The organism is Methylomarinum vadi, assembly GCF_000733935.1.
GTDB lineage: Bacteria > Pseudomonadota > Gammaproteobacteria > Methylococcales > Methylomonadaceae > Methylomarinum > Methylomarinum vadi.
Genome location: NZ_JPON01000001.1, coordinates 615,216 through 634,908, shown reverse-complemented (window position 1 = coordinate 634,908; position 19,693 = coordinate 615,216). Strand labels below are relative to the sequence as shown.

Here is a 19,693-nt window from a genome sequence, read left to right as displayed (position 1 = left end):
GATCACCTCTAAAGTGAGAGTAAAAACTGATTCAGTTCCTGGTCCAGCGGCGCCCTTTTATGTTGCTTGACGAAGTTGCGCACTAACGGCAATAACGTCTGTGCCGGTAGACGGTTCAGTTCGACGCCCATTTGCCGGTAGGCATGGATGATTCCCTTGCTGCCCGAATGTTTGCCTAAAATTAATTGATGCGTGCGGCCGACGACGGCCGGGTCGATGCCTTGATAGTTGAGTGGGTTTTTCAGCAAGCCGTCGACATGGATGCCGGCTTCGTGACTGAACACATCGCGTCCGATCAGGCTCTTGCGGCTGCCGATGGTGTCGCCGGAAGCTTGGGCGACCTGATCCGACAGCTTGCTGAAATCGTGCAGATCGATACCAGTTTCGATACCGTATAGTTGCCTCAGGCCGACGACGATTTCCTCCAGCGGAGCATTGCCGGCGCGTTCCCCCAGACCGTTGACGGTGGTGTTGACATGGGTCGCCCCGCCCAATGCCGCCGCCAGGGTATTGGCCGTAGCCAGACCGAGGTCGTCGTGGGCGTGTATTTCGATCTCAAGGCCCGTGACCGATTTTAGTCTTCGGATTGCCTCCAATACGCCGAAAGGTTCCATTACGCCAACCGTGTCGGCGAATCGAACACGTTTGGCGCCGGCCCGTTCGGCCGTTTCCGCCATGCGGGCGAGAAAGTCGGGATCGGCGCGCGAGGCGTCTTCCAGGCCGACGCAAACTTCCAGGTCATAATCCAATGCCTTGGCGACGAAACGGTCGATGCTTTGCAAGACCCAGCGACGGCTTTTACGCAACTTGTGTTTGATGTGTTGGTCGGAGGCCGAGATCGACAGATCGACCATGTCAACGTTCAGGTTCTGACATGAGGCCAGATCTTGCTCCGTCATCCTGGACCAGACCAGTAGCCGGCAGGGCAGACTTAAGGCGGCGATGGCGTTGATTTCCTCGCATTCTTCCGCCCCCATCGCCGGAATGCCGATCTCCAGCTCCGGAACCCCCATTGCCGCGAGACTGGAGGCTATGGCCAACTTCTCCTCCAGCGAAAACACCACGCCAGCGGACTGTTCGCCGTCGCGTAATGTGGTGTCGTCGATGGTGATGTTGCGTGTGTCGGCTTTCATCTGTGAACTCTAAGGAAACCAGGATCTTTGCGATGTCATCGACATCTTGCTTTATCCGAAGCAAAAGACTTGCCAACTTGTTAGGTTCAAGAAATCAAGGGCTTAAGGAATTTGTTCGGCCCATGACGGCACAATAGGGGAGAAGGGTTACACGAATTGTAGGAAAGCCGACAATTATATAAATCGCAACATTGCTGGAGAGGACGAGGGTCAGGAAAATGCAATTTCGTTAACCGTTGTTTTCGACAGACATTGGCGCAAAACAAGCAGAGTTTGCTTATCGAGCATCAGGCATTCTAAATTTCCGACCATACCTGTTAGCTTGCAACTGTAAACTTTGGCCTGCACCCTGTTGCCGGCCGCCGCCATGCCGAGATCAATCACGACAGGTGGAGCCGGCTCGACACTCTCTGTCACTTAGGCGTTGTTTTGGGAAAGTGCAACTCTAGTAGAGCCTAATACTCGTTAAGGTATGGTTTGATTGCTCAATTGATCGACTTTGATCCAGGCTTGATCAAAAGAAAGAAGCATATCGTCAAATGTCGAGCTCTGGGCCGTGAGGCTATCGGAAACAGCAATGGATAACTGTCTTTCATCATCGATGTCTTGTGTTTCTTCCGCCTCGAAGTCAGGCGTAGCCTCCAGCGTTAAAGCGGTCTCGATATCAAGGTCGAGTCTATTGTTGTCGCTTTGTCCGTCATTTATCAAATAACGGCGATGTTGCAGATAAGCTTCTCGGATAAACACATACTGATCCAATGCTGCTTCCTCGATAAAGCTCAGCGATTTCTCGGCATTAGCGCGATCATTGATACCTTCTAGAATGCTCGTGAAGGGAACATACGTGCCCGGATTAGCCGCTCTGTCTAAGATACTTCCGCCCCCGTCGCGAATCGTCGTCGGTCCCAAAATGGGCAACACGAGATAGGGACCTTCATCGACACCCCAAACGGCTAAAGTTTGTCCGAAGTCTTCGACGTTTTGTTGGAGTCCGAATTCACTCGCGACATCAATCAAGCCGCCGATTCCGAGCGTTGTGTTGGTTAGGAAACGGCTGGTATCTGCAGCACCTTGCCGGAATTTTCCTTGCAGAATGTCATTTAATACAACATTGATGCCTTTCAGGTTATTAAAAAAATTACTAACGCCGATTTCAACAAAATCAGGGGCGATGAATTTGTACCCGTCCGCGACCGGTTTTAATACATATTGATCCAATCCGTTATTGAATCTGTAGATGCTACGATTAATGTCCTCATAAGGGTCGATTTCGCTTGGTTTGGCAGAAACAATTGCCGCCGAATTTTCTGCGTGTTTTTCAGTATGCGCACATCCAATTACCATCAATGGAATGACAGCCAAAAATACATGTGCTAAAGATGGACGCTTTTTGTTTGAACATGATCGGGTAGACATCATCACTCACCACTCAGTTACTGTTCGCTGTTGTTTTCATGTTAAGGATAGGAAGTTAAGTCATGCCGTACCAATAGTATCGAATCGATACACAATATAGCACTCCAACCTTTCATGTACCTTTCACGACAAGATGCCGAGGGAAGAATAAGTAATTAATCATTGGGTAACCCCCCGACTATGCCGGGGAGACTCTTGCAGGTTTTCCGCTGCGGTAGTTCGTAGTCAGGATGCAGCGTAGCGGAATCAGGGGAATGGGGTTGTTCCGAGGTTCCGCTTTCCGCGATGCTTCAAGCGCGCTCTTTGTTATTGATATTAGGAATTGCTGGTTCAATTTTAATAGCTCAAAAAAAGATTAAACGAAATGATATGATTCATGGCATCGTCAACAAACGGCCTGCGAATGTATTGGTTGATGTAGCCGAATTCGGTTCTGACCTGTTCGTCCATTTGAAACCCCAAGCCGATAAAGGCGCGGTTTTGGTCGAAGCCATTATCGCTTTTCCAGTCTGGTTGATTTAGGTCGACAAATATCTCATTCCAGACAACCCAGCTTAATTTGGGCGTTGTTTTGAAGGGGCGATAATATTTTAAAAATTGGCGGAACCGCCAGCCGGTATCGTCGCCACGCTCGTCGAAACGTTGCTCCAATCGAGAACGAGACATAAATTTCCCACCGGAAAAAGATTCGGTCCATAACAGTTGTTGCCATAAACGATGCTCATCAAACGAATCCGAATCGGTCGGTTCATTGGGGATCCAGGCATAACCTAACCAGATGCTCAAATTATCATATAGCGAATAACCCAATGAGGTACGCAGAATCGCTTGCGAAAACCGTGAAATATCGTCACCGAAACGCCCTTGGCCCTCTAACCAGAGTTTCACGTTTGCTAAAGCTGGATCAAATCGGTCTAACGACGTAATAGCCGTTACATTGCCCCAGGATTGAATGTCATCCTTGATTTTTTCGGCTAATCCAATACTGGGCCCGCAAATAACACTTATCAATAAGAAAATTCTGCTTAGATTCATCACATTATATGGATAATATGTCATCATTTTCGCTTGGCAATTGGCAAAAAAAAGCGCCAAAACAGTTGGCGCTAGGGACCCGCAATGTGCGGGGGAATCAATCATTATCGTACAATCAATGTTTACTTGAGAGCATTCACTATCTAATCATCGATTCAGTTAAAGATTCTAATTTACTTAGCTGGTTGGATGTAAAAGCCATCCTAATAACAAATTCAAATAAAAACAGTGTGGTTCCTTTTGGGTTCGAGAGGCATTGATGACTTTTGTCATCCCGTTGCCGTCGCGACCAGCTTGGTAAAGGCAGGCTCCCGCACCGACCCAGACGCCGGAGGTTGCAGCTTGACTTGCAACACACTGTCGAGTTCGACTTGAATATTGTCGTCGGGCGCCGTTTTCAAGAAATTTTGCAAGGTTTCTCGGATATCATGATCGATGAATTTGGCTTGAGTACCGTCGATGACCACGGTGCTGTTTTCGTCAATGCTGTTCAGCAGGCGTCTGAGCAGCGCTTTATTCAGAAAAGAGACATCTTTGTTCAATATCAGCGTGTAGTGGTTATCTTCGCGGTGCAGCAGGATCGATTCGCGATAATTCGAAATCATGACGAAAACCATGCCGAAGGCGATACCGATGACGATGCCTTGCAATAAGTCGGTGATCAGAATAAACACGACCGTTGCGATAAACGGCAGGAATTGGTTCCAACCTTGGCGGTAGAGGGCAAAAAATTGCTGCGGTTTCGCCAATTTATAGCCGGTTTGCAACAAAATAGCCGCCAAGCAGGCCAGCGGTATTAGATTCATGACCTGGGTAAAAAACAAAATACTCAACAGCAGGAATAGGCCGTGGACGAAACTGGAGACTTTGGTATGACCGCCCGCGTTGATGTTGGCCGAACTGCGTACGATCACGGCGGTGATGGGCAATCCGCCAATCAAACCGCTGATCAGATTGCCCAAGCCTTGCGCTTTCAGTTCCCGATTGGTCGGAGCGCTGCGTTTCAACGGGTCCAGCTTGTCGACCGCCTCGAGGCTTAGCAGTGTTTCCAGGCTGGCGATGATCGCCAGGGTAATGGCAATCGAGTAAATCTGAGGATTGGCCAGGAAACTGAAATCCGGCATGATAAACAGGTTGAGAAAATCGCCGGCTATTTCTGTGGCAGGCAAGCTCACCAGATCTGCATCATGAACTGTCAAATCCGGCAGCCATTTTTGTGACAAGAGGTGATATGCGATGCCCCAAGCCACTACGGCCAATGGACCTGGTATCAGTTTGACCAGCGAAAATCGTTTTAGCCAGCGTGATTCCCATAACAGTAGAATCAATAATCCGACCACGGTGATGATGACGCTGCCATAGGTAAATGCGTTTAAAGAGTCGATTAGCTCTTGAAAACTCATCGCGGCGGTTTCGTTCATGTAACTTTCGTCGCCTTCATACCCCTGGTGATAGCCCACCGCATGCGGCAATTGCTTGATGATCAGAATCAGGCCGATCGCCACCAACATACCCTTTATCACGGCGGAAGGGAAAAAGGCGCCGATGATGCCGGCGCGTAGGTACCCAAGGAGTAACTGAATAATCCCGGCTAACACCAGGCTGACCAGGAAACCGGCAAAACTTCCCAATTGTTCGATCGCGGTAAAGACGATTACGGTCAATCCGGCCGCAGGCCCTGAAACGCTCAATTGGGAACCGCTGGCCCAGGAAACGACGAGGCCGCCGATTAAACCGGCAATGAGGCCGGAAAATAATGGTGCCCCGGAGGCGAGGGCTATCCCCAGGCACAACGGCAATGCAACCAGAAAAACCACTAGCCCGGCGGGAATATCGTGTTTCAGGTGACCCAGATAATAGGCAACATGTTTATGTATCATTGTCTTCTCCTCATCAACACACTTCTAAGCGATCGTCCGTGCTGCGATGATTCATCACGTGCTCTATCCCTGACAGATCTACGGATTCCAAGTCTGGATTTTCGTATTGAAAAATCGGATGGATTAAATCCTCATTCGGGGATAGGGTGATCAGCGGGTTTAGGAGACCATCCTGTAAGCCATAGACCCAGCCATGGATGGTTGGGCTGTTCTCATGTCGCCATGCACTTTGGATGATCGAAGTGTGCGCCAAAGAATTAACCTGTTCGATAACGTTGAGTTCGACCAGTCTATTTACCTTTCTACTTTTATCGTGGATGTTATCCAGCTCATGTTGATGAAGGCGGTAGGTATTTTTTAAATGCATCAACCATTTATTGGTGATGACTAGATTGGCGGATTGTTGTTGCAACGCGGCCTGTACGCCACCACAGTTGTAATGTCCGCAGACGATGATATGCTTAACCTTGAGTACATTGACCGCGTATTGCAACACGCTGAGACAATTGAAATCGGTATGTACGACTTGATTGGCGATGTTGCGATGGATGAAAATTTCGCCCGGTTCGGCATTGACGATAATTTCCGCCGGCACACGGCTATCGGAGCATCCTATCCATAAATATTCCGGTGTCTGGCTTTTCGATAGCTTATTGAAAAAATTTGGATCTTCCGCCTTTTTTGCCGATGACCATTGTTTGTTTTGTGCTAATAATTTTTCGAACGATTTCATAGTCAATACCTTTCTCTCAATTGACTTCATGCCTAACTTTTCGCGGCGCCGGCTAGCTGTATCTTGGCTCGTCTTTGCATCACGAAAAAACTAAATAACTGAGCCCTAACGCACCCAAAAAACAACCGGAGATAAACTTGCATTTCTTAATAAACGATTGTTGTTGCCACATGCTTTTGGCCAGTTCCTTTTTGTCCTGGCACCAGCAAGGAATGGTTTGCTTCAATTCAATGACGCGTCTTTTGCAGTAACGAAACATCCGGTAAGCCGGATAAAGAACCATCGCCCACATCAGATAAAAAACAATGATCTGAGTGGTATGCCGGTCTGTATGAAACAGATGTTCGACGATTTCATCGAGCGTTACTTCGATAAGCTCGAACAGCGCGTGCAAGAGCTCAAATAAAGTGTGGATCAACCAGAGCGCAAGGTCGGGGGTAATAAACAAAATCGCGATACTTGTCAGTAACAAAAGCCATTTGATATTTGTTGAAAAGTTCATATCAGCCTCGGATCCAGCCCATTAAAAAATAGAGATCGCCTGTTCCTAAACTCAGCGCAATCAGTTACGTGTTATCTTGAGATGGTATTGTATCGATACTACCTTACAAAAACCTTTCAAGCTGGAGAAATTTTTGAATTTTAAAAAGGGGAGTTGTACCGATCTCAAAAAACAATCTATTAATAAAGATGTTAGGGAGCAATAGTGACTGTAGCGCGACCGATAAAAAGGGGGTATGTTACTGCTGACTGGATTCGCTGACGTAATCAGGCATGTTTTTGAACCTAACCCGGATATTTCATGATAGAGGCGGGCAAGTTTGTTGATATTTGATAAAATTCAGTTGCTTATATTGAATTTAACCAACAACTTGCCCATGACAAATTGTACTCCATCTCAAATAGAATTTCCCCCCTTAAAACGCCGTAAAATAGACGCCCAATTCAGTGGTGGAGCGATCACCAGCGATGGCGGCGTGTTGTTGTTAAGAGCGGTGGATCAACGGTTACGATTAACGGAGCGGATTGCTCAACACATTCCGGATCCTCGCGATCCGGCCAAAATCCAACATGCCGGTGTCGACTTGCTACGGCAACGAGTCTATGGGTTGGCCTGTGGTTATGAGGATTTGAATGATCATGACACGCTCAGAAATGATATCGCCTTTCAGACGGCGGTGGAAAAGGATCAGACATTGGGCAGCCGATCCACCTTGTGCCGGTTTGAGCAGCAGGCGGATCGCGCCTTGATGTGGCGAGTTCATGAGGAGTTGCTGGCACAGTTTATCGCTTCGTATGAGACACCGCCGAAATCGTTGATCCTGGATTTCGACGCCACCGATGATCCGGTTCATGGCGAACAGGACGGACGTTTTTTTCATGGCTACTATCGGCACTATTGTTTCCTGCCGTTGTATGTCTTTTGCGGCCATCACTGCTTGGTCAGTTATCTACGTCCCAGCAATATTGATGGCGCCAAGCACAGCTGGGCTATTCTGGCTTTGCTGGTCAGGCGCTTGCGTCAGGCTTGGCCGGACGTTGACATCACGTTTCGCGGCGATGGCGGTTTTTGTCGCCATAAGATGCTGAGTTGGTGCGAGCGGCATCGCGTTCACTATATTGTCGGGTTGGCCAAAAATAAACGCTTAACGCGCTTAAGCCAACCCTGGATTGAACAAGCCCGGCAACAGTTCCAAAGCGAACAGCAGAAACAGCGTCTCTTTACCGATTTCCACTATAAAGCCGGCACCTGGAAACGCCGACGCCGTGTCATTCTTAAGGCCGAACACATGAGCCAAGGGAGTAATCCCCGCTATGTCGTAACCAATCTGGACGGCGATGCACAAACACTCTATGAAACCGTTTACTGTGCGCGAGGCGACATGGAAAACCGGATTAAAGAGCAACAATTGGATCTGTTTGCCGACCGCACCAGTTGCAGCCTGTGGTGGCCGAATCAGTTTCGTTTGCTGTTATCCACCTTGGCCTATACCCTGATCCAGGCGATTCGCCGAATCGCCCTCAATAACACCGAACTAGCGACAGCCACTTGCGCCACCATTCGCCTGAAATTGTTTAAAATCGGTGCCGTCATCATTCGTAACACCCGTCGTATTCGACTGCTGTTCAGCAGTCAGTATCCGTTTCAATCCCTGTTTAAATCCGTTTGTCAGCGCCTGTGCCCTGATTAGTACAAACAGAGTGCTGTGCCCGGCACGCTGATAAACAATGGGGTAAGGGGAAGTTGCGCCTGAAAAACGGAAATCAATGCTTAATTCCCTTTTTGACCGCTCAATTTCTCCTTACGATCGCATGTTTTAAAACAAACGAGGGTTTCGATAGGGTTTCAAGGGACTGATGAAATATCCGGGCTACTTATTGCAGCAATGGCAGTTTTCCCACGATGAGATTCGGACCTTCCTGTTCCTGAAGCTCATTGTGGCGGGGCACAGCACCCTTTATGTCACCCGGGCGCGTGGCTGGTTCTGGCAAAAACCTTGGCCAGCGCCGGTGCTGTTTTTAGCCACCTTTGGTACCGAGGTGGTGGGCACTGTGTTCGCCGCCGAGGGCTGGCTAATGACGCCCATCGGTTGGACCTATGCTTTGATGATCTGGGGCTATGCCATGGTCTGGTTACTGATCGACGACCTGGTGAAGGTAACGGTCGGCCGCCTGATCCGCGAGAATGGACAACGGAAACAACAAGACATGAACATTGCATTCGAGAGAATATAAATATGAAAGATTCCATGCACATCGTCTGTTCGCATTGCGACGCGGTCAACCGCATTCCCGCCGTGCGACTGGCTGAAAAGCCCAAATGCGGAAAATGTCATCGGCAGCTGTTTGAGTCGCACCCGATCGAGCTTAGCGGCGCGAACTTTCAGAAGCACATCAGTCGCAATGACATCCCGGTGCTGGTGGACTTCTGGGCGCCCTGGTGCGGGCCGTGCAGGATGATGGCGCCGCAGTTCGAGCAAGCGGCGGCGCAACTGGAACCCCGCGTGCGCCTGGCCAAGGTCAACACCGAGGAGGAACAGATGCTAGGCGCGCAATTCGGCATCCGCAGCATTCCGACCCTGGTGCTTTTCCACGGTGGGCGAGAGGTCGCCCGTCAGCCAGGGGCGATGGGGGCCGCGGACATCATCCGTTGGGTCAGCGGGAAGATCTCTGGATAGTAGCAAAGTATCGCCCGGGTAACGGAAGTTGAATAAATTCGTGAACGACAGGATAAGCATATGAACAAAAATGACTATTTGCAAAGGTTATGGAGAGTATTTAAAAGAATCACTGAAGTGGATAATCATATGAACAAAAATGGTTATCGGCAAAGCAATGGGCAGGATGGACCGGACATCGAGATCAACCAAACCAGCAAGCCATCTTTCTGGCAGAACCCGCAATTCAACCTGATTCTCTATTTGCTGTTTATCTTTGTGTCGTTTCACTTCTGGGGGGCGATGCAGGAGACCAAGCAAATGGAGATCCCGTACAGCGCCTTCCTCGAACACGTGGAGAAACAGGAGGTGGCCGAGGCCGTGGTGACCGACAAGGCCATTATGGGTGAGTTGACGATCAGCGATCCACAAACGGGTCGGCCACAGCAGTTCGTCACGATTCCGCTGTGGAACCAGGAGCTGGCCGACAAGCTCGCCAGCCAGGGCGTTCGTTACACGGTGCGCTATGAAAACAACTGGCTGAGCAACTTCCTGTTCAACTGGGTGCTGCCGTTCGGCGTGTCGTTTCTGCTCTGGGGGTGGATGGCCCGGCGCATGGGCACCATGGGTAGAGGTTTTCTCAACATCGGTAACCGGGTACGAGTGCATCCCGACCAGCGGCCTAAGGTCACGTTCGACGATGTCGCGGGCTACGAAGATGTAAAACAGGAGCTGCGCGAGACCGTCGAGTTTCTCAAGGACCCAGCGCGGATCAAGGCTTTGGGCGCACGTAGTCCCAAGGGTGTCCTGCTGGTTGGGCCGCCCGGTACGGGCAAGACGCTCTTTGCCCGCGCGGTGGCCGGCGAGGCACAGGTACCGTTTTTCAATATCAGCGGCTCGGAATTCATCGAGATGTTCGTCGGCGTCGGCGCGGCGCGGGTGCGCGAGATGTTCGACCAGGCGCGCCAGAAGGCGCCCTGCATCATCTTTATCGACGAGATCGATGCCATCGGCCGTTCCCGCAGCGGCGGGCCTGTCATGGGTGGTCATGACGAGCGCGAGCAGACCCTTAATCAGCTGCTCACCGAGATGGACGGTTTCGACTCCTCCACCGGCGTGGTGGTGATGGCGGCGACCAACCGACCGGAAATCCTCGATCAGGCCCTGTTGCGCGCCGGGCGTTTTGACCGCCGGGTTCTGGTGGACAAACCGGATCTTGTCGCCAGGCAGGGCATCCTGCAGCTCTATGCGAACAAGATGAAACTGGCGCCGGATGTGGACCTGGCAGTGGTGGCGAAACGCACGCCCGGCTTTGTCGGCGCCGATCTTGAAAACATCTGCAACGAGGCGGCCATCCATGCCCTGCGCGAGAACCGCGGCCAAGTCAAGATGGCCGACTTCGAAGCGGCCATCAATCGGGTGATCGCCGGCCCCGAGGCGAAACAGCGGGCCTTGAGTCCGGAGGAAAAGCACCGTGTCGCCGTCCACGAGTCGGGTCACGCATTGGTCGCGGTGGCGGTACCGACCGGGGAGCCGGTGCATCGTGTGACCATCATTCCGCGCGCCATCGGTGCCCTCGGGTTTACCCTGCAACTGCCCGTGGAAGAGAAGTACCTCTCAACCACCGAAGAGATGAAGGACCAGATCGCCATCCTGCTGGGTGGCCGGGTTGCCGAGGAGCAGGTGCTCGGCAGTATCTCCTCCGGCGCGTCCAACGATCTGGAACGCGCCACGGAGATCGCCCGCACCATGGTCGCACGTCTGGGTATGAGCGATAGCCTCGGGCCGGTGGTCTATGGGCGCCAGCAGCAGTTGCAGTACCTGAACAGTGCGCAGACGGTCGAGGAACGCAATTTCAGTGAGGCTACCGCGCAGGCCATCGACGCCGAGGTCAAGGCCCTGGTGGAAGAGGGTAGGAACCGTACTCGGGAGATCCTGACCCGTTGCCGACCTGCTTTGGATAAGCTGACAAGTGAACTCGAGGACAAGGAGACCTTGAGTGGTGACGACGTGACCCGTTTAGTTGCGGGCTACGATGTAGGCAACGCCCGCGAATAGCCTCGATCACCTTGTCAGGGTATCGATAAATTAGCCTGTCGTCATAACTGGGCGGGATGATATTATATTTTTACGGAAGTCTTATCTATGCAAACGAACCATCAACTCGACCCTGTCTTGCGACGTCTGCGCTGGGTGACCGGGTCTGTCGTACTGATCCTGATTCTCTGGCAATTCCTGCCCTGGTTTGATCGCTATCTAATCGACATGACGTCGGAGCCGCGGGTCGTCACGGCACGTAGTGAACTGGCGGCAGACGAGCGTACAACGATTAAGATCTTTGAGTAGTCAAGCCCCTCGGTGGTGTTCATCAGCACGAGCTCGTGCAGTGAAGCGCCGTCCGAAAACCTACCGGTTGTTAACAAAGCCTAGAAATCAAGCCTGTGACGCTATTAGTTTATAAGGGATTTTTATTAAGTAAGCAGTATTAGGCCGAATATTTCATGATAGAGGCGGGCAAGCGCCTTCCGTAGCTCGCGGTATACCAGGAACTCATAGCGATCAACCTCCAGGGTTTTCTTTTTTTGTTCTTCCGCCCTGGTATACAAGTACCGCTGCAAATTCTTGGCGATGATTCCGGTCGGGAAGTTGGCCGGGTTCATTTGTCGTGGCGTCTTGCCCTGGCGCAGCAGCTCCTGTAGAAACAAAATGGCTTCCAGCAGCGGTTCATCCGACACCAGGCAGACGGAATCGAGATTACAGAACAAATGCCGTAAATTGAGCTTGAATTTGTGCCGCAGCGTACCGTAATACGACCATTCAAAAGCGGTTTTATCGAATTCGATGTTACGCATAAAATCCGATACGACTGGAAAGCTCTCGATGTTGAGTAGCTCGAAAGCTTTTTCCTTAATGGACGCAAACGGTGTTTCGTCAGGGATTGAATCGTCGATGAACAGTTCCAGAACTTGGCCTGCCGCCTGTAGATTCGCGCCGGCCTCGTCGATGGCTTGCTGCATGGCTTCATCGGCGGCAAGTTTGGCTTGTTTCTCGTATTGGCCAATGAGACAAATCAGGGCTTCAATCAAATTATCGTTGATTTGCCGAAAGCGATGAAAGGCGAAACACAGCAAATACAGGCGGGTTGTGGGTTCCGCCATGCGCCGAAGCTTATAGACGGAGTAGAACGGAACCAATGAGGCATAGTATTTTATGCTCTCATTGGACAGGCCGGCAGTACCCAGAAAGCTTTGCCCGAATTCATACAGCGGCTGGAAAAATTTGCGGCGGTCAACCTCCTGGCGTAACTCGCGGTAACTGAAATCCTTAGGCTCGTGCTTGAGAAGGCTGATGCGGTACATGCCTTCCTCAGACTTAAGCAAGGCGTCGAGTTGCTTGTCGACATCCGGCGTCATGGCTTTTTCCAGTAAGCCCGTAATCCGCCGACGTTCGCCAGTCACGACTCGGCTCACCATGTCCTGTAGATAGGTGTAGCCTGGAGCAATTAGGCGTTGGTTTGTCAGGTATTGTAAGGTTTCGCGTAGGATGTAAATCGGCTGTGTCGACAGCATGGCGACCCGTTGCGCTTTCCGTTCCAGTGCCGCCTTGGCTTCGCCGTCGCATAGGCGATAGTCGAATAATTGGAGGATGATCTGTTGCTGTTCGAGCCGGGTCGGCTTGGAAAGGGTTTTGATCTTATCTAATGCCTGGTCGGGGAAATACCGCTGGAGAATATAGTGTAGGTCGTCGAGCACAGCCTCCCGCCCGTAAACAAAAAACTGTTGCTTGGCCTTGAAATACCCGATTTGAAGGATTAGATGGACTGCCGACGAGCAGGTATGAACGGCATCGACAGCTCCCTGTTCAACCGCGCTTAAATCGAAGAAGAGACTGCGGTCGTCTTCGCTGAAACGAGGCAACCCGTAAAGATCATCGATCTCACTTTTCGTCAGGATAGACAGGCGGCGCGAATTGACGTTCATTCGACACCGCTTTTCGGCGAGTGCAGAAAGTACACTTTTTGCACTCTACGTTCACCAAAATCTGGATTCTCAGATTGATGCGTTGCAAAAAGCCGGGGGCGGCAAAATATTTTCCGACAAGATGACCGGTTCGCACATGGATCGACCCGGCTGGGATCAGCTTTTAGAATATGCTCGCCCAGGCGATACCTTGGTGGTCAGCGAATTAAGCCGCATGACGCGCTCTTTGATGGATTTACTGACCACTGCAAAGGTGCTGGAACAGCGGCAAATTAACTTAGTGTCATTGCGTGAAAATATCGATACCACATCCGCAACGGGTCGTTGTTTCTTGTCGATGATGGGCGCTATTCACCAAATGGAGCGGGAACTTCGCGCAGAGCGGGCGGCAGCGGGACGTTCATCCGCTAAAGCGCGGGGCAAAACGGGTGGAAGACCTAAAACTGACCCGGAAAAATTGGAGAATGCCAGAATCCTCTACGAAAACTCGGACAAAACCGCCGCCGAGGTTTGTGAGATTACCGGCGTAGGGAGGCGAAAATTCTTCTCCTATGTGGCAGAAAAACGGAATGGCTCTGGTAAAACGTAAAATTGTATTTGAATTGGGACGCAATCGAACGGAAAACCGAGTTAGCACCTAAAATAAGGCGCTAAGCATTTTGTATGGCACGTCTGGTCAGCAACACTCGCCCCCCTTTCTGCCGTTTATTTGTTTCAAACAGCTATGTTCTCTGTATATGATATATCTGCCAATCCAGTCTTGAAATGGCAGGATGCAGAATCTGAAAAAACCTGATGTCGAATCTGCCTTTGCAAAACACAAGTGATCTGATGGTTTTTTGATCACCGGGAACGTTATATTTGCGTAACCTCAGCCGAACGGTAACAGATGACTAAGACTATGCTCATCCATTTCCATTAACCCTCAATGCAGCCGTATCGGGCTCTGATTGGGTTCCGCTCCCAAGTGGATTAACAATTCGTTGGCCAAAAGTTCCGGATTGGAAACCGTAATCAACACTAATCGGCTACGTCTGTCCTGGTTCGGACGTTCCGGCAATGGTACAGGTGGATACAATTGACCGGCGACACCATGCACGGCCAACGGCGCCGCACAGTCAGGCAAATAAATCAGCCCTTTGATTCGAACCAAGTCATCGGCATGGTTTGCCAACAAGGTTTGCAACGTGGCTTGCAATCTGGGCCAATCCGGAATGTGCTCCAGATAAAGCGACACGCTACGAAAGCCGTGTTCAGCCACAAGCTTGCCGGTCGGCATCCGTCGAAAAGCGGGATACGCATAGCCTTGCAAAGTGGCTGCGTCGAACTGATCCAGCCTAACCGCCAACGTTGGCGTGGCCGGTGCATGACGCTGCAAGTAGCCGATCAATTCCGCCTGTTGCGCGGTATTGGCCAGATCGGCGTGAGTCAACAGCAACAGGTCGGCCCAAGTCATTTGCGCACGCGCTTCGGCGTGGCGCTGCAATTGGTCAATGGCCGACGGTATCGCCAGCGTAGCGACGATTTGCTGCAAGCGGTAGCGTTTGCACAACCAGGATTCGCGCAGCAGTGTATCCAAAATGGGTTCCGGACTGGCAACGCCGCTGGTCTCGATGATGAGCCGTTCGAACGGCTTGGCTTCAATCTGATTCCAAGCCATCCACAAGTTCTTCAAAGTCGGTGCCAGTGCGCCTTTGATCTGGCAGCACAAGCAACCGCCCGATAATACCGTCATCGGGATGTCTTGACTCAGTATCAAGTCCTGATCGATAGGCGTGGCGCCGAATTCGTTGATCACCACCGCCGTCTTCACCCCGTCTGCCAATAAACGGTTTAACAGCGTGGTCTTGCCGCTACCGAGAAAACCGGTGATCACAATAACGGGGATTTTGGGCAATTCCCTGGTCATGCGATGCACAAAAGATTCGCTAACAAGCTTTGAAAGTTCATTGAGACACCACTTGGCACGATTCCAACGCCTCCAGCATCTCCTGTTTGGGTAAATTACGGCCAATAAAGACCAGATTGGATGTCTTGGTTTCCCCATTTTGCCAGGGAGTGACAAAATCCTGCGTCATCAACATGTGTACGCCTTGGTAAATTACTCGCTTGTCGCAACCGGCAATGTTCAAAATGCCTTTGTAGCGCAATAGGTCGTTACCGAAATGGCGCACCATGATGTCCAGAAAGGCCAGTATCCTTGCAGCATCCAGCTCCCGTTCACAACTGAATACGAACGAGCTGATGTCGTCCTCGTGTTCGTGGCTGACATCTTCTAGAAAGTCCGGTTCGATTTTCAGGATGTCGTCCAGATTGAAGCCGTCGATGTCCAGGATGTCGTGCAACTCGGTGGCGCCGAAATGTACGCGTTTGATCGGCGCTCTTGGGTTCATCGCTCGCAAGCGGGTTTCCAGATCGGCGACCACTTCGGCTTCCTGCAAATCGGTTTTTGACAACAAAATCCGATCAGCGAAGCCGACTTGTTCTTGCGCTTCGTGGTGTTCTTGCAGTTGTTGATGGGCATGCACCGCATCAACCACGGTGACAATGGCATCCAGTTTGTAGTTTTCGGCGATGTCCTGCTCGATGAAAAAGGTTTGCGCCACCGGCGCCGGATCGGCCAGACCGGTGGTTTCGATGATCACCCGCTCGAAATGCACGTCGCCGTTTTCTCGGCGCTCGGACAATTCGCCCAGGATGCGTACCAGATCGCCGCGTACCGTGCAACAGATACAACCGTTGTTCATGGTGACGATTTGCTCGTCGGCTTGCACCAGCAACTCGTTGTCGATACCGGTTTCGCCGAATTCGTTTTCGATCACCGCAATGCGCCGACCGTGATGTTCGGTGAGAATGCGGTTCAGTAACGTGGTTTTACCAGCGCCTAGAAAGCCGGTCAGGATGGTGACTGGCACCGGGTAGTTGAGTTTTGGGGCGGTATTCATGAACGAGATTTCTCCAAAGAAGTGAATTAAGCGGTGTTCTGCGGTGCGCTGTTCATAACCACGCGATCACCCTGCACCGTATGATAGAAACAGCTGCGGCGCCCGGTGTGACAGGCTGGCCCTTGCTGATCGACCAGCAGCAACAAGGTGTCGCCGTCGCAATCGATGCGCAGTTCTTTCAGCGTTTGATAATGCCCGGACGTCTCGCCTTTGCGCCATAAGCGCTGCCGCGAACGCGACCAATAGCACACCCGGCCGCTACTCAGGGTTTCCAGGATGGCGGCGCGGTTCATCCAGGCCAGCATCAATACTTCTCCGCTGTCGACTTGCTGGGCAATGGCCGGTAACAGGCCGTCGGCGTTGAAGGGTAGCTCAGCCAAGACGGCTTCCCAGGACAGGCTGTCACCAACGGCCAGGGTTTCCGCATGTTTGAACAGATTCATTTCACCCCCTTGATCAAGGCATACGCCGAATGATTGTGAATCGACTCGAAGTTCTCGGATTCCACGATGTAAGCCGTGATGCGAGGTTCAGCTTCCAGTCGGGCGGCCACGTCGCGAACCATGTCTTCGACGAATTTGGGGTGGTCGTAAGCGTATTCGGTCACGTATTTTTCGTCGGGACGCTTCAGCAAGCCATAGATGGGCGACGAAGCCTCGGACTCGACCAGCGCAATCAATTCTTCCAGCCAGATGAATTCCCTGGTCGCAATTGTCACGGTCACGTGCGAGCGCTGGTTGTGAGCGCCGCGCGCGGAGATTTCCTTGGAACACGGGCACAGGCTGGTCACCGGCACCACGATTTTGACTTTGGTGCGGCAGCCTTGGGCGTCGATTTCGCCGATGAAGCTGACCTGATAATCCAGCAGACTGCGCACGCCGCTGACCGGCGCGGCTTTTTCGACAAAATACGGAAAGCGCATGTCGATGTAGCCGGATTCGGCTTCCAACCGCTGCAGCATTTCTTGCAACATGATCGGGAACGAGGCGATGCTGATTTCGCGGTCGTGGCTATTCAAAATCTCGACGAAACGCGACATGTGAGTGCCCTTGAAGTCGTGCGGCAGATTCACGGTCATGTCGAAGCGGGCCACGGTATGTTGCTCGCCGCCGAATTTATCCTGTACCCGCACCGGATGCAGGATGTCCTTGATGCCGACTTTGTCGATGGCGATGCGGCGACTGTCGGCGCGACCTTGGATGTCTTCGATAACACAATTGTTCATGCAGCGATCTCCTTGTAGCGGACGCAGGCGGTGTCGGTTTCCCAGATCGTGACGGCGCTGACACTGACGCCGCTGCCATTCAAGATTTTCGACAATTGCCGGTAAAACCAGGCCGCCAGGTTTTCGGCGCTGGGGTTGATGCGGTCGAAGGGTTCGATGTCGTTCAAAAACCGGTGATCCAGGCTATCGGCCAAAGTCCGGGTGGCCGCCTTGATGGCTTTGAAATCGATGGCAATACCGATGTCATTCAGCACTTTGGCTTCTACCTCGGTTTCGACTTTCCAGTTATGCCCATGCAGGCGGCGGCAATCGCCGGGGTAATCGCGCAAGGCATGGGCGGCGCAAAATTGGGCCTGGATTTTCAGGGTATAGAGGCCGCAAGTCGGCGGCGCTGATTCGGAGTGATTCATTATTCAACGGGTTCTGTTTCGTTATTAGCTTTTCCTGAAGGGAAACGATTTTGTCTCGTCAATTCAGCGACCGCTTGCACCAATGGCAAGGTTTGCTGATGTCCGCCGTGCAGCCAGCGCAGTGTGACTAGACCGTCTTGCATTTCCTGCTGGCCGACCACGATTAACAGCGACACTTTGGCTAAACTGTGTTCACGGATCTTGTAGCCGATTTTTTCATTGCGTAAGTCGGTTTCCACATGCAAACCGGCGGTGTTTAATTGCCCGGCAACCTCCAGCGCATAGGCTTCGGTTGGTGCGCTGATGGGCGCGACCACCACTTGCAAGGGTGCCAGCCAGAACGGCAGCCAACCGGCGTAATGCTCCAGCAAAATACCGGTAAAGCGCTCCAGCGAACCAAACAAAGCCCGATGTAGCATCACCGGGGTTTGCTTGTTGCCGTCGGTATCGATGTAATAAGCGCCTAATCGCCCAGGCAAATTGAGGTCGACTTGCAAGGTACCGCATTGCCAGTCGCGCCCCACCGCATCGCGCAGCACAAATTCCAGCTTCGGACCGTAAAACGCGCCTTCGCCGGGATTATGCGTATAGGGCAGTCCGCTGGTTTGCATGGCTTGAATCAAGGCCTGCTCGGCCTGGTCCCAAACCGCATCGCTACCCACCCGTTGTGGCGGGCGGTCGGAAAATTTGATGCGGATGTCGTGAAAACCGAAGTCGCGATAGATGCTTAATATCAGTTCGCAAATGGTCAGGCTTTCTTGAGTAATCTGCTGCTCGCTGCAAAAGATATGGGCATCGTCCTGAGTGAACGAACGCACCCGCATCAAACCGTGCAAGGCGCCGGACGGTTCGTAGCGATGCACCTTACCGAACTCCGCCAGCCGCAAGGGCAATTGCCGGTAGCTGCGCAAACCCTGTTTGAATACCTGAACGCCGCCGGGGCAGTTCATCGGCTTGAGTGCGAAAATCCGTTCATCCGGGGGTTGGGTGGTAAACATGTGTTCGCCGAATTTTTCCCAGTGGCCGGAGTCTTGCCACAGGCCTATGTCCATGACATCCGGGGTGTTGATTTCCTGATAACCCGCCGCCTTTTGCCGTTGCCGCAAGTAATCGATTAGCCGCTGGAACAAACGCCAACCCTTGGGGTGCCAGAATACCGAGCCCGGTGCCTGTTCCTGAAAATGAAATAAGTCCATGTCTCGCCCCAGACGGCGATGATCGCGCAATTCCGCTTCCGCCAATTGCTTGAGATAGCGATCCAGCTCCTCCTGAGTCGGCCATACCGTGCCGTAGATGCGTTGCAGCATGGGCTGGCGATGATCGCCGCGCCAATAAGCGCCCGCCAGCTTCAGTAATTTAAAGGCAAGTCCAATTTGCCCGGTATCCGCGCCGTGCGGGCCACGGCACAGGTCGGTAAATTCGCCCTGCCGGTAGACGCTGATGGTCTCGTGTTCCGGAATGGCGACCAGCAACTCTTGTTTAAAGCGTTCGCCTGTTGCGGCGAAAAACGCATCGGCTTCGGCACGGGGCCATTCTTCCCGCCGAATGGGTTCGCGGCGGAAAACGATCTCGCGCATGCGCTGCTCGATGGCCGGCAATTCGTCGGCGGTCAACGGCTCTGGAAACGCAAAATCGTAATAAAAGCCGTGTTCGATGGCCGGACCGATGGCGACTTGGACGGCCGGATATAACTCCTTGACGGCTTGCGCCAACAGGTGGGCGCAGTCGTGGCGCAAGGTTTCCAGATCGGTTTCGAGTGTTGAGCGATTTGATGGCAT

Annotated in this window: 20 protein-coding genes; 6 read left to right on the top strand and 14 right to left on the bottom strand. The window is 52.1% G+C overall.

Annotation, left to right across the window (positions count from 1 at the left end):
• Window positions 1-8 precede the first annotated feature (8 nt).
• From nifV to EP25_RS0103230, 7 genes are all read right to left on the bottom strand, one after another.
• Window positions 9-1,133, bottom strand: coding sequence for a homocitrate synthase (gene nifV, locus EP25_RS0103260; RefSeq protein WP_031432579.1), 1,125 nt, complete (start codon window positions 1,131-1,133; stop codon window positions 9-11).
• Between the two features lie 210 nt (window positions 1,134-1,343).
• Window positions 1,344-1,550: a hypothetical protein gene (locus tag EP25_RS23790; protein ID WP_235185821.1), complete on the bottom strand. Its 207-nt coding sequence runs from the start codon at window positions 1,548-1,550 to the stop codon at window positions 1,344-1,346.
• A 48-nt stretch (window positions 1,551-1,598) separates the two neighbouring features.
• Window positions 1,599-2,549, bottom strand: a complete 951-nt coding sequence (locus tag EP25_RS0103250) for an MlaA family lipoprotein (protein ID WP_051906983.1) — start codon at window positions 2,547-2,549, stop codon at window positions 1,599-1,601.
• A 336-nt stretch (window positions 2,550-2,885) separates the two neighbouring features.
• Window positions 2,886-3,689, bottom strand: coding sequence for a DUF2490 domain-containing protein (locus EP25_RS0103245; protein WP_235185820.1), 804 nt, complete (start codon window positions 3,687-3,689; stop codon window positions 2,886-2,888).
• 164 nt (window positions 3,690-3,853) lie between these two features.
• Window positions 3,854-5,464: a SulP family inorganic anion transporter gene (locus EP25_RS0103240; protein WP_084190940.1), complete on the bottom strand. Its 1,611-nt coding sequence runs from the start codon at window positions 5,462-5,464 to the stop codon at window positions 3,854-3,856.
• A gap of 13 nt (window positions 5,465-5,477) precedes the next feature.
• Window positions 5,478-6,197 carry a carbonate dehydratase gene (gene can / locus EP25_RS0103235; protein WP_084190939.1) on the bottom strand — a complete coding sequence of 240 codons (720 nt, stop codon included), beginning with the start codon at window positions 6,195-6,197 and terminating at the stop codon, window positions 5,478-5,480.
• A gap of 79 nt (window positions 6,198-6,276) precedes the next feature.
• Entirely contained in the window at window positions 6,277-6,699 is a 423-nt protein-coding gene (locus EP25_RS0103230; protein ID WP_031432574.1) for a hypothetical protein, read from the bottom strand.
• A gap of 376 nt (window positions 6,700-7,075) precedes the next feature.
• On the opposite strand from EP25_RS0103230, the gene EP25_RS0103225 reads away from it, so the two are divergent.
• From EP25_RS0103225 to EP25_RS0103205, 5 genes are all read left to right on the top strand, one after another.
• On the top strand, window positions 7,076-8,389 hold the full coding sequence (locus EP25_RS0103225) for an IS1380 family transposase (RefSeq protein ID WP_031432573.1): 1,314 nt from the start codon (window positions 7,076-7,078) through the stop codon (window positions 8,387-8,389).
• Between the two features lie 166 nt (window positions 8,390-8,555).
• Window positions 8,556-8,933 (top strand): hypothetical protein, encoded by a 378-nt coding sequence (locus tag EP25_RS0103220; protein WP_031432572.1) that lies wholly within the window; start codon window positions 8,556-8,558, stop codon window positions 8,931-8,933.
• Window positions 8,934-8,935: 2 nt separating this feature from the next.
• Window positions 8,936-9,376, top strand: a complete 441-nt coding sequence (gene trxC / locus EP25_RS0103215; RefSeq protein WP_031432571.1) for a thioredoxin TrxC — start codon at window positions 8,936-8,938, stop codon at window positions 9,374-9,376.
• A gap of 129 nt (window positions 9,377-9,505) precedes the next feature.
• Window positions 9,506-11,413 (top strand): ATP-dependent zinc metalloprotease FtsH, encoded by a 1,908-nt coding sequence (gene ftsH / locus EP25_RS0103210; protein ID WP_051906982.1) that lies wholly within the window; start codon window positions 9,506-9,508, stop codon window positions 11,411-11,413.
• Between the two features lie 87 nt (window positions 11,414-11,500).
• Window positions 11,501-11,701 (top strand): hypothetical protein, encoded by a 201-nt coding sequence (locus tag EP25_RS0103205; protein ID WP_031432569.1) that lies wholly within the window; start codon window positions 11,501-11,503, stop codon window positions 11,699-11,701.
• A 125-nt stretch (window positions 11,702-11,826) separates the two neighbouring features.
• Here EP25_RS0103205 and EP25_RS0103200 read toward each other — a convergent pair whose 3' ends face one another.
• The gene (locus tag EP25_RS0103200; protein WP_152555592.1) at window positions 11,827-13,335 is read right to left on the bottom strand and encodes a DUF4158 domain-containing protein; all 1,509 of its coding nucleotides are present in this window, start codon (window positions 13,333-13,335) and stop codon (window positions 11,827-11,829) included.
• On the opposite strand from EP25_RS0103200, the gene EP25_RS0103190 reads away from it, so the two are divergent.
• Complete coding sequence (locus EP25_RS0103190) at window positions 13,325-13,924, top strand: recombinase family protein (protein WP_152555591.1); 600 nt, start codon at window positions 13,325-13,327, stop codon at window positions 13,922-13,924. The genes EP25_RS0103200 and EP25_RS0103190 overlap by 11 nt on opposite strands.
• 336 nt (window positions 13,925-14,260) lie before the next feature.
• On the opposite strand, the gene EP25_RS0103185 is transcribed toward EP25_RS0103190, so the two are convergent.
• From EP25_RS0103185 to thrS, 6 genes are read right to left on the bottom strand one after another with little or no spacing between them, the layout of a single operon-like run.
• Window positions 14,261-15,244, bottom strand: a complete 984-nt coding sequence (locus tag EP25_RS0103185; RefSeq protein ID WP_031432565.1) for a CobW family GTP-binding protein — start codon at window positions 15,242-15,244, stop codon at window positions 14,261-14,263.
• Window positions 15,245-15,281: 37 nt separating this feature from the next.
• Window positions 15,282-16,280, bottom strand: coding sequence for a CobW family GTP-binding protein (locus EP25_RS0103180; RefSeq protein WP_031432564.1), 999 nt, complete (start codon window positions 16,278-16,280; stop codon window positions 15,282-15,284).
• Between the two features lie 26 nt (window positions 16,281-16,306).
• Window positions 16,307-16,723, bottom strand: a complete 417-nt coding sequence (hisI, locus tag EP25_RS0103175; protein ID WP_031432563.1) for a phosphoribosyl-AMP cyclohydrolase — start codon at window positions 16,721-16,723, stop codon at window positions 16,307-16,309.
• Window positions 16,720-17,505, bottom strand: coding sequence for a GTP cyclohydrolase FolE2 (gene folE2 / locus EP25_RS0103170; protein ID WP_031432562.1), 786 nt, complete (start codon window positions 17,503-17,505; stop codon window positions 16,720-16,722). Before folE2 ends, hisI begins: the two co-directional genes overlap by 4 nt.
• Entirely contained in the window at window positions 17,502-17,915 is a 414-nt protein-coding gene (gene queD / locus EP25_RS0103165; RefSeq protein ID WP_051906363.1) for a 6-carboxytetrahydropterin synthase QueD, read from the bottom strand. Before queD ends, folE2 begins: the two co-directional genes overlap by 4 nt.
• Window positions 17,915-19,693, bottom strand: a complete 1,779-nt coding sequence (gene thrS / locus EP25_RS0103160; RefSeq protein WP_036300189.1) for a threonine--tRNA ligase — start codon at window positions 19,691-19,693, stop codon at window positions 17,915-17,917. The genes queD and thrS overlap by 1 nt, the downstream gene beginning before the upstream one ends.